The organism is Escherichia sp. E14V7 (assembly GCF_004212225.1).
Classification (GTDB): domain Bacteria; phylum Pseudomonadota; class Gammaproteobacteria; order Enterobacterales; family Enterobacteriaceae; genus Escherichia.
In genome coordinates, this window is sequence record NZ_RHJJ01000006.1 from 176,826 (window position 1) to 190,050 (window position 13,225).

Consider the following 13,225-nt stretch of genomic DNA (forward strand, 5'->3'; position numbering starts at 1 on the left):
TGCGTAAAATTTGTCTCGCCGTCGCGTTGCGAGTAGACTTCGTGCCCTTGTTAAAAACTGGAGATTTCACTATGAGCGAAACGGCATCCTGGCAGCCGAGCGCATCCATTCCTAACTTATTAAAACGCGCGGCGATTATGGCGGAGATCCGTCGTTTCTTTGCCGATCGTGGAGTGCTGGAGGTGGAGACGCCTTGTATGAGCCAGGCGACGGTAACCGATATTCATTTGGTCCCGTTTGAGACACGTTTCGTTGGCCCCGGACACTCTCAGGGGATGAATCTCTGGTTAATGACCAGCCCTGAATATCACATGAAACGCCTGCTGGTTGCCGGTTGTGGCCCAGTATTCCAGCTGTGCCGCAGCTTCCGTAATGAAGAGATGGGGCGTTATCACAACCCTGAGTTCACGATGCTGGAGTGGTATCGGCCGCATTATGATATGTACCGGTTGATGAACGAAGTTGACGATCTTCTGCAGCAAGTACTGGATTGCCCGGCTGCAGAAAGCCTTTCTTATCAGCAAGCCTTCTTACGTTATCTGGAAATTGATCCGCTCTCTGCGGATAAAACGCAGCTGCGGGAAGTGGCGGCGAAACTGGATCTGAGCAACGTTGCCGATACCGAAGAAGATCGCGATACACTGTTGCAGTTGCTGTTTACCTTTGGTGTGGAACCGAACATTGGTAAAGAAAAACCGACCTTTGTTTATCATTTCCCTGCCAGTCAGGCATCACTGGCGCAAATCAGTACCGAAGATCATCGGGTCGCAGAGCGCTTCGAGGTTTACTACAAAGGTATTGAGCTGGCGAATGGTTTCCACGAATTAACGGACGCCCGTGAACAGCAACAACGCTTTGAGCAGGATAACCGCAAACGTGCGGCGCGTGGTTTACCGCAGCATCCAATTGACCAAAACCTCATAGAAGCTCTGAAAGTCGGTATGCCTGACTGCTCCGGCGTGGCTCTGGGCGTTGATCGTCTGGTGATGTTGGCGCTGGGCGCGGAGACGCTTGCGGAAGTGATTGCCTTTAGCGTTGACCGGGCATAATTCTGAAAAATCATCTAATTAACCGCACAGAATGGCGTTGTAACGCCATTCTGTAGCAGATGTTTTCATTTTTCTGCTGAAGGCCACAATTTAAGACTGGATATTTGCTATCATCCGGGTATCAATTCTGTATGGTTTTTTATTGCGGCCCGTCAATCGATGGGTAGTGCAGTTCAGTGCGCGCGTTTTATACATGTGCTAACACGAAGGATAATTTCATGCCTCACACGATAAAAAAGATGAGTCTGATAGGGCTCATATTGATGATCTTTACTTCAGTATTTGGGTTTGCCAATAGCCCGGCAGCTTATTATTTAATGGGGTATAGTGCGATTCCCTTTTATATATTTTCTGCATTATTATTTTTTATACCATTTGCCTTAATGATGGCAGAAATGGGCGCGGCGTATCGCAAAGAAGAAGGCGGCATCTATTCCTGGATGAATAATAGTGTCGGACCACGTTTCGCCTTTATCGGCACATTTATGTGGTTTTCCTCTTATATCATCTGGATGGTGAGTACCTCAGCTAAAGTCTGGGTACCATTTTCTACGTTCCTCTACGGTACCGACATGACTCAGCACTGGCGCATTGCAGGCCTGGAGCCAACGCAGGTAGTGGGTCTGCTGGCGGTGGCATGGATGATCCTGGTTACCGTGGTTGCTTCAAAAGGGATTAATAAAATTGCTCGTATTACTGCAGTAGGTGGTATTGCAGTAATGTGTCTTAATTTAGTATTACTGTTAGTGAGCATTGCCATTTTGTTATTAAATGGTGGCCATTTTGCACAGGATATTAATTTCGTGGTATCGCCGAATCCAGGATATCAATCCGGTCTGGCGATGTTATCGTTTGTGGTATTTGCCATTTTCGCTTACGGCGGAATTGAAGCGGTTGGTGGTCTGGTAGATAAAACAGAAAACCCAGAAAAGAACTTTGCCAAAGGTATTGTTTTTGCCGCTATTGTTATTTCAATCGGTTATTCGCTGGCGATATTTTTATGGGGCGTCAGCACTAACTGGCAGCAGGTATTAAGTAATGGTTCCGTTAACCTTGGCAATATTACCTATGTGCTGATGAAAAGCCTGGGGATGACGCTGGGTAACGTGCTGCATTTGTCACCTGAGGCGTCATTGTCGCTGGGCGTATGGTTTGCGCGTATTACCGGGCTTTCGATGTTCCTGGCTTACACCGGCGCGTTCTTTACACTTTGCTACTCGCCACTAAAAGCGATCATCCAGGGTACGCCGAAAGCGTTATGGCCGGAACCGATGACGCGCCTGAACGCCATGGGCATGCCGTCTATCGCCATGTGGATGCAGTGCGGGCTGGTTACTGTCTTCATCCTGCTGGTTTCGTTTGGCGGTGGTACCGCATCAGCGTTCTTTAACAAGCTGACGCTGATGGCGAACGTTTCCATGACGCTTCCCTATCTGTTCCTTGCGCTGGCTTTCCCATTCTTTAAAGCACGTCAGGATCTCGACAGACCATTTGTGATTTTCAAAACACACATGTCGGCAACGATCGCGACAGTGGTGGTGGTACTGGTGGTGACGTTTGCGAACGTTTTCACCATTATCCAGCCAGTGGTTGAAGCCGGAGACTGGGATAGCACATTGTGGATGGTTGGCGGCCCTGTCTTCTTTTCGCTGTTAGCGATGGCGATTTACCAGAACTATTGCAGCAGAGTGGCAAAAAATCCGCAGTGGGCGGCTGAGTAATCAGATGCCCTATCGTCGGCCTGACGATAGGGCGTAATGACAGGGAATGAGTGGGATTTCGTATGCGCTATAGCGAAATTAAACTACGGGTTACCTCATGAGTGCGCGCATGTTTGTCTTGTGTTGCATCTGGTTTGTTGTGGCGATCCCCTGGATACTCATCACTTCCACGCTGGACAAAGAGTGGATGATTGATGAAGGCGGGGTTAAAAACATCTGCGATGTGCTGGAGTATCTGGAAAATGACGATACCCGTGATGTCGGTGTGATATTGACGTTGCCGCTCTTTTTCCCTTTTCTCTGGTTCGCGCTGCGGCGAAAAAAAGGCGGCTGGTTTATGTACGTCACCGCACTGGCGATCTTCGGCTATTGGCTGTGGCAATTTTTCCTGCGCTATCAGTTTTGTTTGTGAGCCGGATGGGTTCATCCGGCCACAAAGACCTTACAAGCTTCCTGCCTGACGACCTTTACCCGCAGAAGTCAGCGTTCTCCCCGTTTGTTTACCATTCAGGCTTTCCAGACGCATCTGGAAGGGCGGGAATGGCATATCAATACCGTGGGCGTGGAAGCCCGCCAGAATCAGTTGATGGATTTCATGGCGCAGCGGCATGCGGTGACCCATTTCTGCGGCGTAAATACGCAGCTCGAAAATCTGAATCCCTTGCTGTAGATCCACCAGGAAGACTTCCGGCGCCGGGTTGTCGATCACCAGCGAGCAGCGGCGCGCAGCGTTAAGCAAGATTTCCGTCACTTCTTCACTGTTGGCATCAGCAGGGGCCGGAATCGTCAACACCACGCGCGTGACCGAGTCAGAGAGCGACCAGTTGATAAACTGCTCAGTAATAAACGCCTTGTTCGGCACGATAATTTCTTTGCGGTCCCAGTCGCTGATGGTGGTGGCGCGGGTGTTAATTTTCGTCACGCTACCGGTAAGATCGCGGATCGTTACCGTATCGCCAATGCGAATCGGTTTTTCGAACAGGATAATCAGGCCAGAGATAAAGTTGGCGAAAATTTCCTGCAAACCAAAACCGAGACCAACACCGAGCGCGGCGACCAGCCACTGCAATTTCGACCACTCAATACCAATCATTGAGAAGCCGACCAGCCCGCCAATCAGCATCAGCAGATATTTGGTGATGGTGGTGATGGCGTAGCCCGTACCCGGCGTTAAATCGAGATGCTGCAAAATCGCCAGTTCCAGCAGCGCGGGCAGGTTGCGCACCAGCTGCGTGGTGATGATAAACACCAGAATGGCAATCAGCACCGCGCCGAGGGTGATCGGCTCCAGGCTTTCTACGCCCTGTACCGTGGACGTAACATCCCACAGCGAAATATTTTCGAGGAAGCCGAAAGCGGAATGGATTTCTGACCACAGCACAATGACCGAAAGCAAGGCGATCAACATCAAAATTGAGCGCACCAGCCGCAAGGATTGCGCACTGATAGCATCGAGATCGACTTCGCTTTCATCGACTTCAATCGCCCCTTCCGGGCTACTGTGATGATGCGCTTCCTCTTCGCCACGCGCGCGCTGCGCTAACATCTCTGCCCGGCGATGCTTCGCCCGGTCAAACGCCAGTCTGCGTCGCTGGATTAGCATCCAGCGGCGGATAACGTGATAAACCACCAACAGCAGGAACCAGATGGCGACCGAGGTTTCAAGCCTTGCTAACAGTGCCTGTGCCGTTGCCAGGTAACCGACTGCCGCTGCCAGAATAGCGACCAACGGCGCGCCAATCATCATGTTCCACAGCATATGATTGGTAATGTTGTCGCCGCTGCCTTCTTTGTTGAGATACAGCGGAATCCCGGCCTTTTTCAGGCTGAGGGTGACCACTGCCAGTGCACCGCAAATGAGGATGAAGCAAAGCCGTCCCAGCGAACCGGAAAACTCGCGGTCGTCGAGATTATCGAACATCATCAGCGCCATAATCAGCGGCACGATAAGCCCGATGCTCATCAGGTAGTAGCGCATCCCGCGGGAAACACGTTCGCGCGGCCAGCCAAAATGGGCAATAAACAAGCCGTTAGGGCGGGCAAAGGTGGCGCAAATCATCACTACCCACAGCAGCGGCACGGTGGCCGTTACGCCATCGCCAATCGCTACCGCCAGCGGATAAGGCCACGCCTCGCGCAAGCCGTAACCCAGAGTCATCCACAGCACCGGTAGCGGTGACGCGACGAGAATCGACCAGAAAAGAGTGCGTAATGTCAGCCAGAAGTGATCCTGAGTCACTTTGCCGACTTTCGCTGCCGAACGTTCGAGAAAACGGGTGAAATAGCGACGCGAGTAAATACTGCAACCGACCAGAATCAACGCGCCAAACAGCGGCAAAATCGTCTCTTTGCTGGTCAGCATCATGATGCTGGCTTTACCTAACTGACTGAAGGTGTCCAGCGAAATGAGACGACGCAGATCCTGGGCGATTTCCAGCGGCCAGGCGATGGTCATCGGGCGCACGTCAGAGGTCCAGAACAGATAGCGGTGCGTCGCTTCGTTCACCTCTTTCAGCGCATCTTCCAGTTGCCCGTTGGAGACTTTCAGCTTGGTCAGTTCCAGCAGTAGCGTGTCACCACCCTGCAACAATGAGTTCAGCAACTCACGCTGAGTACGCAGTTGTGCTTCGAGAATACGGTTTTGCTCGGCGGTTAGCGGCTGACCGTCAGTCTGAAGGATTTGTCGCAGTTGCGGTTGTTTATTGAGTAGATCCTCATAGTGCAGCCGTTGCACGCGCAACTGCGCCATTTCGGTATCAAGCTGTTGTGGTTTCGGCATTTCCGGTAGCCGTGCCACCTGCGCTCGCAATGCTTCGCCGAGCAGGTTGGACGCTCCCAGCCATTGTGACTGCTCGCGCAGGGTATTCAGCGCCTGCCGGACCTGTAATGTCTGGCTGGCAGCCTGACGCTGTTGCGAAGCGACGAGATCCATTCGCTGCGCTTGTTGATTCAGCGCTGCCGACAGTTCGCGGTTAATTTTGAATTGCGCGACGATATCTTTCGGTAAATTGGCACTGCTTTCAGCCAACAACTCGGTGCTTTCCAGCGCCCGCTCCGCCTCAAGCTGGCGTTGGCTGTTCAACTGATTACGTAAGGCCTGCAAATACGCATCCAGCTGCTGGCTCTCTTTTTCCGCCAGCTCAGAGCGCAAGCGCGCTAATTCCTGGCGGTTATTGGCAGACAGCTGCGCCAGCTCTAGTTCATCAACGAGGGCTTTCAGACGTGCGGAGTCAGACTGCAACGCGAAATTTTGCGCCTGGTTGAGCGGGGTATTGCCGGTAAGCGTTCCCAGGCGGCGCTCAATTTCATTTAACTGACGACGGGCATCAGTTTGCTGTTGCGGAAGTTGATTCAATGAATCCGCTATCTCGCGGGCGCGTTCCTGCTCTTGCTGGGCCTGACGGCTCTTATCCAGCAACTGACTGCTGACCTGGAGAATTTCCTGATTCAGCGCGTCGGTAGACATTCCCGGCGACACGCTGCGCGGCTCGTCACGCATGTTGTTTAATTGTGCGCGCAGAGTAGCAGAGAGTTTCGGATAATTATCAATGACTTCTTGGTATTGCTTGATGCGCTCAAGGGAACCTTTTCGTTCCTCAAGCGCATTTAAGGCAGACTGGAGCGCCTCTACGACTTCCGGCTGCGCGGGTTTCGCCGCTTTTGCCTGCTCCAGTTCCTGGGTGATTTGTTTGCTATCGGGGGCCGTCGCGGCGTACGCCCCCCAACTGAGGCACCAGGCCATCAGAAAAGTGATAATCAGGCGCACGTCAGCGTTTCCTTTGATGGATTAGACCTGGTCTTTTTTGTCGTCAACCAATGGGCTGGCGTCGTGTTCTGCTTCGATCTCTTCAGCAGGAATCGGGGCCGGTTCAGCGTCTGGCGTAACAAAGGTTTCGGTAGATACTGCCAGCGGCTGACCAATTTTCGTGACAGACAGGCTTTCCAGTTGCTCAACCAGGTTCACTTTACCCGGTGCAAACAGGTTGATAACGGTAGAGCCAAGTTTAAAGCGACCCATTTCCTGGCCTTTCAGCAGCGCCACAGAACCGTCGTTTTCCCCGGCAGGCCAGGTCCAGCGTTTGATGATGCCTTCGCGCGGTGGTGTAATGGTACCCGCCCAGACCGTCTCAATGCTGCCAACAATCGTCGCACCAACCAGAATCTGCGCCATCGGGCCAAATTCGGTATCGAACAGGCAGATCACGCGTTCGTTACGGGCAAACAGATTTGGCACGTTCTGAGCAGTGAGATGGTTAACGGAGAAGAGATCGCCCGGCACGTAGATCATCTCACGCAAAATACCGTTGCACGGCATGTGTACGCGGTGATAGTCACGCGGGGAGAGGTAAGTGGTCACAAACGTACCATTGCGGAAAAGATCCGCCATCAGATAGTTGCCCGCCAGCAGGGCTTCGAGGCTGTAATTGTGGCCTTTGGCTTGCAGGATTTTATCTTCTTCGATTTTACCTAACTGGCTGATAACGCCATCGGCAGGCATGACCAGAACATTCGGATCGGTATTGATTGGGCGTACTTCGTCACGCAGCGGACGGACAAAAAATTCGTTAAAGGAGCGGTAGCTGGCAGTATCCGGCTTCTGCGCCTCTTGCATGTCGACTTTGTAGTATTTAACGAACAGATCGATAACCAGTTTTGTCAGCCATCCTGCTCGCTTGCTTGCGCCCCAACCCGCCAGGCGAGTAAGCCATAGTTTCGGCAGAATGTACTGTAGCGAAAGTTTAAATGAATTTAACAAAGTAGCCTCCAGGCCATTGTTTTGTCGTTCCTGATCCGGCGTATATGCCGGATCCTGAAAAAAAGGGGACGATTCTAACGACGGTTAGCTTAATTGTCAGTCATCCGTATCAGAAAAGTTTTTACGCGTTTTTACCTGCGCCATGCTTTCCAGAATACGGTGATAGTTTTCGAAACGGGTTTCCGCGATTTTCCCTTCGTCAACGGCTTCACGGATAGCGCAGCCCGGATCGGTATCGTGTTTGCAATCGCGGTATTTGCACAGACCTAAGTAGTCATGGAATTCGACAAAACCGTGAGTGATTTGTTCCGGCTCGAGATGCCAGAGTCCGAATTCGCGTACCCCAGGAGAATCAATCACATCGCCGCCGTGCGGGAAGTGATACAACCGAGCGGCAGTCGTGGTGTGCTGGCCCAGACCTGAGTTGTCAGAGACATCGTTGGTCAGGATCTCTTTTTGCAGCCCCAGCAACGCGTTCAGCAGGCTGGATTTGCCGACGCCAGATTGCCCGGCAAAAATGCTGATGCGTCCGGTCAATGCCTCTTCCAGCGGTTTCAGCCCATCCTGAGTATGGCTGGAAACCATCAATACGCGATAACCGATGTTGCGGTAGATATCCATCTGTTCGTTGACGAACGCCATGCCTTCGTCGTCCAACAGGTCTATCTTGTTGAGCACAATAATCGGCTCAATCTGCAAGGTTTCGCAAGCTACCAGGTAACGGTCGATGATATTGAGCGACAGCTCCGGCAAAATGGCGGAGACAATGACAATCTGGTCGATGTTGGCGGCGATGGGTTTCACGCCGTCGTAGAAATCCGGGCGCGTTAACACCGAGGTGCGCTCATGTACCGCTTCCACGATCCCTTTGACATTTACGCCTTCCGCCGCCGGTTTACCCGGACGCCAGACTACGCGGTCGCCGGTCACCAGCGAACGGATGGTACGGCGAATATTGCAGCGGTGAACGTCGCCATCGGCGGATTCCACATCAGCGTGCATACCAAAGCGGCTGATGACGATACCTTCATCAGGCTCGCCAAACAGATTGTCGTCGTAGTCGGGCTTCTCCTTAGACGTTTTAAGACGACGCTGGTGATTGGCGTTCACGCGGCGCTGCTGGCCTTTGGAGAGTTTATTTTTACTCAATCGTACAGACTCCTGGTCGCCCCTGATGGGCAAAACATCTATGATACACGCAATTGTGGATCAATATAGTCACTGTGAATGGGTGGAAAATAGCATGAGTGCCAATGAAAACAACCTGATTTGGATCGATCTTGAGATGACCGGTCTGGATCCCGAGCGTGATCGCATTATTGAGATTGCCACGCTGGTGACCGATGCCAACCTGAATATTCTGGCAGAAGGGCCGACCATTGCAGTACATCAGTCTGATGAACAGCTGGCGTTGATGGATGACTGGAACGTGCGCACTCATACCGCCAGCGGGCTGGTGGAGCGCGTGAAAGCGAGCACGATGGGCGATCGTGAAGCAGAACTGGCGACGCTCGAATTTTTAAAACAGTGGGTGCCTGCGGGTAAATCGCCTATCTGCGGTAACAGCATCGGTCAGGATCGCCGCTTCCTGTTCAAATACATGCCGGAACTGGAATCGTACTTCCACTACCGCTATCTCGATGTCAGCACGCTGAAAGAGCTGGCGCGCCGCTGGAAGCCGGAAATTCTCGACGGTTTTACCAAGCAGGGGACGCATCAGGCGATGGATGATATCCGCGAATCAGTTGCGGAACTGGCTTACTACCGCGAGCATTTCATCAAGCTGTAAAATTCTTCCTGGTCACGTAACCGCCGGAATCCACTTGCGGCGGCGTGATTTTGACGCTAAATTGAACGCCTTGCTGATAATTTCAGCACTTGAGATAAAAATTCGAAAAATTTTTTTTTGGGGGGTTGCAGAGGGAAAGATTTCTCGTATAATGCGCCTCCCGTAACGACGCAGAAATGCGAAATTACGAAAGCAAAAATTAAGTAGTACGCGGGAATAGCTCAGTTGGTAGAGCACGACCTTGCCAAGGTCGGGGTCGCGAGTTCGAGTCTCGTTTCCCGCTCCAAAATTTGAAAAGTGCTGTAAAGCACAGACCACCCAAGCGGGAATAGCTCAGTTGGTAGAGCACGACCTTGCCAAGGTCGGGGTCGCGAGTTCGAGTCTCGTTTCCCGCTCCAAAATTTGAAAGTGCTGCAAAGCACAGACCACCCAAGCGGGAATAGCTCAGTTGGTAGAGCACGACCTTGCCAAGGTCGGGGTCGCGAGTTCGAGTCTCGTTTCCCGCTCCAAATTCTTCTCCCAATAAAATATCCACAGCGACGCGATGCGTTATTGCTGGTTTTTGTTGCCTTTGACAAACTCTTGTAAACAGAGTTATCCACAGGTCCGGGCTGTAATCTTAATTTCAGAAAAACTTCGCACGATGAATAGTAATTTTTTAACTTGTTGATATATAAGTTGAAAATTAAGATTGTATTTTGTCGTATCGATCACTTGACGATGATATTCGTCTTGAATTGCAATGCGTTTTTATTTTTATTCACAAGCTGTGGATGAATCAGGCGTCACGTGGTAGTCCCTTTTCAATTACACGAACCAGACGCTGTTTTTTTGGTAATTGCACTTCGACCACGCACGCATTTCGTCTCTCGATTTGCTGCGCAATCGCCCACGCTATATGCTCATCAAGAAGTGGGTGCTCACCTTTACGACTTTCCAGCGCCGTCAGAATCGCTTCATCCCAGGGCGCATTGCCTAATGCTACGGCGATATTACGCAGCCAACGCAGGTGACCTATACGGCGAATCGCCGATCCTTCCGTGACTTTTAAGAATTTCTCTTCGCTCCATGCAAAAAGCTCAATGAGTTCCGGTGCGTGTAGTGGTTTGCGCGGGCTGAAATCGTCTTCAGATGTCAGTTGTGAATAGCGATTCCACGGACAAATAAGCTGACAGTCATCACAGCCGTAAATACGGTTTCCCATTAATGGTCGCAACTCTTCCGGGATAGCCCCTTCCAGCTCAATCGTCAGATAAGAAATACAACGGCGAGCATCGACGGTATATGGCTCGACGATGGCGCCGGTCGGGCAAATTGTCATACAGGCCACGCATTTACCGCATCCTTCCTCGACCGGTTGATCCACGGGCAGAGGAATATCGACCAGCAATTCACCTAAAAAGAAGAACGAACCGGCCTCGCGATTGAGGATAAGTGAGTGCTTACCTGTCCAGCCAAGTCCAGCTTTTTCAGCTAACGGGCGCTCGAGAATAGGCGCAGAATCGACAAACGGTCTAAAATTCAGCGAAACACAATGTTGCTGAATCATCTCGCCCAGCTTTTTGAGTCGGTTGCGCAGAAGCTTGTGATAGTCACGGCCCAGCGCATAACGGCTAACATAGCCGAGTTTGGGATTTTTCAGCGTGCTGGCAAATGCGGCGTTGGCAGGAAGATAATTCATCCGCACGCTGATCACGCGCAGCGTACCGGGCAATAATTCGTGAGGGCGAGCGCGCAGCATACCGTGACGCGCCATCCAGTCCATTTCGCCGTGGTACTGTTTGTCCAGCCATGCTTGCAGTTTGGGCTCGGACTCGCTGAGATCGGTATCGGTAATACCTACCTGCTGAAAGCCCAGTTCCAGCCCCCACTGTTTAATTTTTTGCGCTAACTGATTGAGATCGAGGGGCTCTGACATGACGGACCATACAATGAAGAAAAACCCCGTAAGTATACCACACACCGTCTGGCACGCCGACGATATCCGCCGCGGAGAACGTGAGGCAGCAGATGCGCTGGGGCTCACTCTCTATGAGCTGATGCTGCGCGCTGGCGAAGCCGCATTTCAGGTGTGTCGTGCGGCTTATCCTGACGCTCGCTACTGGCTGGTGCTGTGCGGTCACGGCAATAACGGCGGCGATGGCTACGTGGTCGCGCGGCTGGCAAAAGCGGTCGGCATTGATGTCACGCTGCTGGCCCAGGAAAGTGACAAACCGTTGCCGGAAGAGGCCGCGCTGGCACGCGAGGCATGGTTAAACGCGGGAGGCGAAATCCATGCGACGAATATTGTCTGGCCCGAATCGGTGGATCTGATTGTTGATGCGCTGCTCGGCACCGGATTGCAGCAAGCGCCGCGCAAATCCATTAGCCAGTTAATCGACCACGCTAATTCCCATCCTGCGCCGATTGTGGCGGTTGATATTCCTTCCGGCCTGTTGGCGGAAACCGGCGCCACGCCAGGCGCGGTGATCAACGCCGATCACACCATCACCTTTATTGCGCTGAAACCTGGCTTGCTCACCGGGAAAGCGCGGGATGTTACCGGACAACTGCATTTTGATTCGCTGGGGCTGGATAGCTGGCTGGCAGGTCAGGAGACGAAAATTCAGCGGTTTTCTGCTGAACAACTTTCTCACTGGCTGAAACCGCGTCGCCCGACTTCGCATAAAGGCGATCACGGGCGGCTGGTGATTATTGGTGGCGATCACGGCACGGCGGGGGCGATTCGTATGACGGGGGAAGCGGCGCTGCGTGCTGGTGCTGGTTTAGTCCGAGTACTGACTCGCTGTGAAAACATTGCGCCGCTGCTGACTGCACGACCGGAATTGATGGTGCATGAACTGACTATGGACTCTCTTACCGAAAGCCTGGAATGGGCCGATGTGGTGGTGATTGGTCCCGGTCTGGGCCAGCAAGAGTGGGGAAAAAAAGCCCTGCAAAAAGTTGAGAATTTTCGCAAACCGATGTTGTGGGATGCCGATGCATTGAACCTGCTGGCAATCAATCCCGATAAGCGTCACAATCGCGTGATCACGCCGCATCCTGGCGAGGCTGCGCGGTTGTTAGGCTGTTCCGTCGCTGAAATTGAAAGTGACCGCTTACATTGCGCCCAACGTCTGGTACAACGTTATGGCGGCGTAGCGGTGCTGAAAGGTGCCGGAACCGTGGTCGCCGCCCATCCTGACGCTTTAGGCATTATTGATGTCGGAAATGCAGGCATGGCGAGCGGCGGCATGGGCGATGTGCTCTCTGGTATTATTGGCGCATTGCTTGGGCAAAAACTGTCGCCGTATGATGCAGCCTGTGCAGGCTGTGTCGCACACGGCGCGGCAGCTGACGTACTGGCGGCGCGTTTTGGTACGCGCGGGATGCTGGCAACCGATCTCTTTTCCACGCTACAGCGTATTGTTAACCCGGAAGTGACTGATAAAAACCATGATGAATCGAGTAATTCCGCTCCCTGATGAGCAGGCAACATTAGACCTGGGCGAGCGGGTAGCGAAAGCCTGCGATGGCGCAACCGTAATCTATCTGTATGGCGATTTAGGCGCAGGTAAAACCACCTTTAGCCGGGGTTTTTTACAGGCTCTGGGTCATCAGGGTAATGTCAAAAGCCCCACTTATACGCTGGTCGAACCCTATACGCTCGACAACATAATGGTTTATCACTTTGATTTGTACCGCCTTGCCGATCCCGAGGAGCTGGAGTTTATGGGGATCCGCGATTATTTTGCCAACGATGCCATCTGCCTGGTGGAGTGGCCACAACAAGGTACAGGTGTTCTTCCTGACCCGGATGTCGAAATACACATTGATTATCAGGCACAAGGCCGTGAGGCGCGCGTGAGTGCGGTTTCCTCTGCGGGTGAATTGTTGCTGGCGCGTTTAGCCGGTTAACCTTTGAAAGGTG

Annotated in this window: 11 protein-coding genes and 3 tRNA genes; 10 read left to right on the forward strand and 4 right to left on the reverse strand. The window is 52.4% G+C overall.

What is annotated here, in order from left to right; genetic code table 11:
- Window positions 1-71 precede the first annotated feature (71 nt).
- The 3 genes from epmA to D9741_RS07795 all read left to right on the forward strand — a co-directional run bounded on the left by epmA (window position 72) and on the right by D9741_RS07795 (window position 3,182).
- A complete protein-coding gene (gene epmA / locus D9741_RS07785) occupies window positions 72-1,049 on the forward strand; it encodes an elongation factor P--(R)-beta-lysine ligase (protein WP_000004771.1) in 978 nt (325 codons plus the stop codon).
- Window positions 1,050-1,267: 218 nt separating this feature from the next.
- Entirely contained in the window at window positions 1,268-2,770 is a 1,503-nt protein-coding gene (gene yjeM / locus D9741_RS07790) for a glutamate/gamma-aminobutyrate family transporter YjeM (protein ID WP_130205971.1), read from the forward strand.
- Between the two features lie 97 nt (window positions 2,771-2,867).
- Window positions 2,868-3,182, forward strand: coding sequence for a YjeO family protein (locus D9741_RS07795; RefSeq protein ID WP_130216739.1), 315 nt, complete (start codon window positions 2,868-2,870; stop codon window positions 3,180-3,182).
- 30 nt (window positions 3,183-3,212) lie between these two features.
- Here D9741_RS07795 and mscM read toward each other — a convergent pair whose 3' ends face one another.
- The 3 genes from mscM to rsgA all read right to left on the reverse strand — a co-directional run bounded on the left by mscM (window position 3,213) and on the right by rsgA (window position 8,675).
- Window positions 3,213-6,536: a miniconductance mechanosensitive channel MscM gene (gene mscM, locus D9741_RS07800; RefSeq protein WP_130216737.1), complete on the reverse strand. Its 3,324-nt coding sequence runs from the start codon at window positions 6,534-6,536 to the stop codon at window positions 3,213-3,215.
- Between the two features lie 21 nt (window positions 6,537-6,557).
- On the reverse strand, window positions 6,558-7,526 hold the full coding sequence (gene asd / locus D9741_RS07805) for an archaetidylserine decarboxylase (protein ID WP_130216735.1): 969 nt from the start codon (window positions 7,524-7,526) through the stop codon (window positions 6,558-6,560).
- Between the two features lie 96 nt (window positions 7,527-7,622).
- The gene (rsgA, locus tag D9741_RS07810) at window positions 7,623-8,675 is read right to left on the reverse strand and encodes a small ribosomal subunit biogenesis GTPase RsgA (RefSeq protein WP_130205979.1); all 1,053 of its coding nucleotides are present in this window, start codon (window positions 8,673-8,675) and stop codon (window positions 7,623-7,625) included.
- A 94-nt stretch (window positions 8,676-8,769) separates the two neighbouring features.
- Here rsgA and orn point away from each other — a divergent pair, with 94 nt between their 5' ends.
- From orn to D9741_RS07835, 5 genes are all read left to right on the forward strand, one after another.
- Window positions 8,770-9,315 (forward strand): oligoribonuclease, encoded by a 546-nt coding sequence (gene orn / locus D9741_RS07815; RefSeq protein WP_064525781.1) that lies wholly within the window; start codon window positions 8,770-8,772, stop codon window positions 9,313-9,315.
- Between the two features lie 210 nt (window positions 9,316-9,525).
- Window positions 9,526-9,601: transfer RNA gene (locus tag D9741_RS07820), tRNA-Gly, on the forward strand.
- Window positions 9,602-9,637: 36 nt separating this feature from the next.
- Window positions 9,638-9,713 (forward strand) — tRNA-Gly (locus D9741_RS07825).
- Between the two features lie 35 nt (window positions 9,714-9,748).
- Window positions 9,749-9,824 (forward strand) — tRNA-Gly (locus D9741_RS07830).
- A 233-nt stretch (window positions 9,825-10,057) separates the two neighbouring features.
- Window positions 10,058-10,111 carry a hypothetical protein gene (locus D9741_RS07835; protein WP_100699686.1) on the forward strand — a complete coding sequence of 18 codons (54 nt, stop codon included), beginning with the start codon at window positions 10,058-10,060 and terminating at the stop codon, window positions 10,109-10,111.
- On the opposite strand, the gene queG is transcribed toward D9741_RS07835, so the two are convergent.
- Window positions 10,094-11,233, reverse strand: a complete 1,140-nt coding sequence (gene queG, locus D9741_RS07840; protein ID WP_130216733.1) for a tRNA epoxyqueuosine(34) reductase QueG — start codon at window positions 11,231-11,233, stop codon at window positions 10,094-10,096. The genes D9741_RS07835 and queG overlap by 18 nt on opposite strands.
- Here queG and nnr point away from each other — a divergent pair.
- Both nnr and tsaE read left to right on the forward strand, forming a co-directional pair.
- Window positions 11,232-12,779, forward strand: a complete 1,548-nt coding sequence (gene nnr, locus D9741_RS07845) for a bifunctional ADP-dependent NAD(P)H-hydrate dehydratase/NAD(P)H-hydrate epimerase (RefSeq protein ID WP_130216731.1) — start codon at window positions 11,232-11,234, stop codon at window positions 12,777-12,779. The two genes, queG and nnr, sit on opposite strands and share 2 nt — an antisense overlap.
- Entirely contained in the window at window positions 12,751-13,212 is a 462-nt protein-coding gene (gene tsaE, locus D9741_RS07850; RefSeq protein ID WP_069913368.1) for a tRNA (adenosine(37)-N6)-threonylcarbamoyltransferase complex ATPase subunit type 1 TsaE, read from the forward strand. The genes nnr and tsaE overlap by 29 nt, the downstream gene beginning before the upstream one ends.
- Window positions 13,213-13,225: the final 13 nt, after the last annotated feature.

Bases quoted from the DNA above. Each gene is read 5' to 3' on its own strand.
- epmA (WP_000004771.1), top strand. From the start codon at position 72: ATGAGCGAAACGGCATCCTGGCAGCCGAGCGCATCCATTCCTAACTTA.
- yjeM (WP_130205971.1), top strand. From the start codon at position 1,268: ATGCCTCACACGATAAAAAAGATGAGTCTGATAGGGCTCATATTGATG.
- D9741_RS07795 (WP_130216739.1), top strand. From the start codon at position 2,868: ATGAGTGCGCGCATGTTTGTCTTGTGTTGCATCTGGTTTGTTGTGGCG.
- orn (WP_064525781.1), top strand. From the start codon at position 8,770: ATGAGTGCCAATGAAAACAACCTGATTTGGATCGATCTTGAGATGACC.
- nnr (WP_130216731.1), top strand. From the start codon at position 11,232: ATGACGGACCATACAATGAAGAAAAACCCCGTAAGTATACCACACACC.
- queG (WP_130216733.1), bottom strand. From the start codon at position 11,233: ATGTCAGAGCCCCTCGATCTCAATCAGTTAGCGCAAAAAATTAAACAG.
- tsaE (WP_069913368.1), top strand. From the start codon at position 12,751: ATGATGAATCGAGTAATTCCGCTCCCTGATGAGCAGGCAACATTAGAC.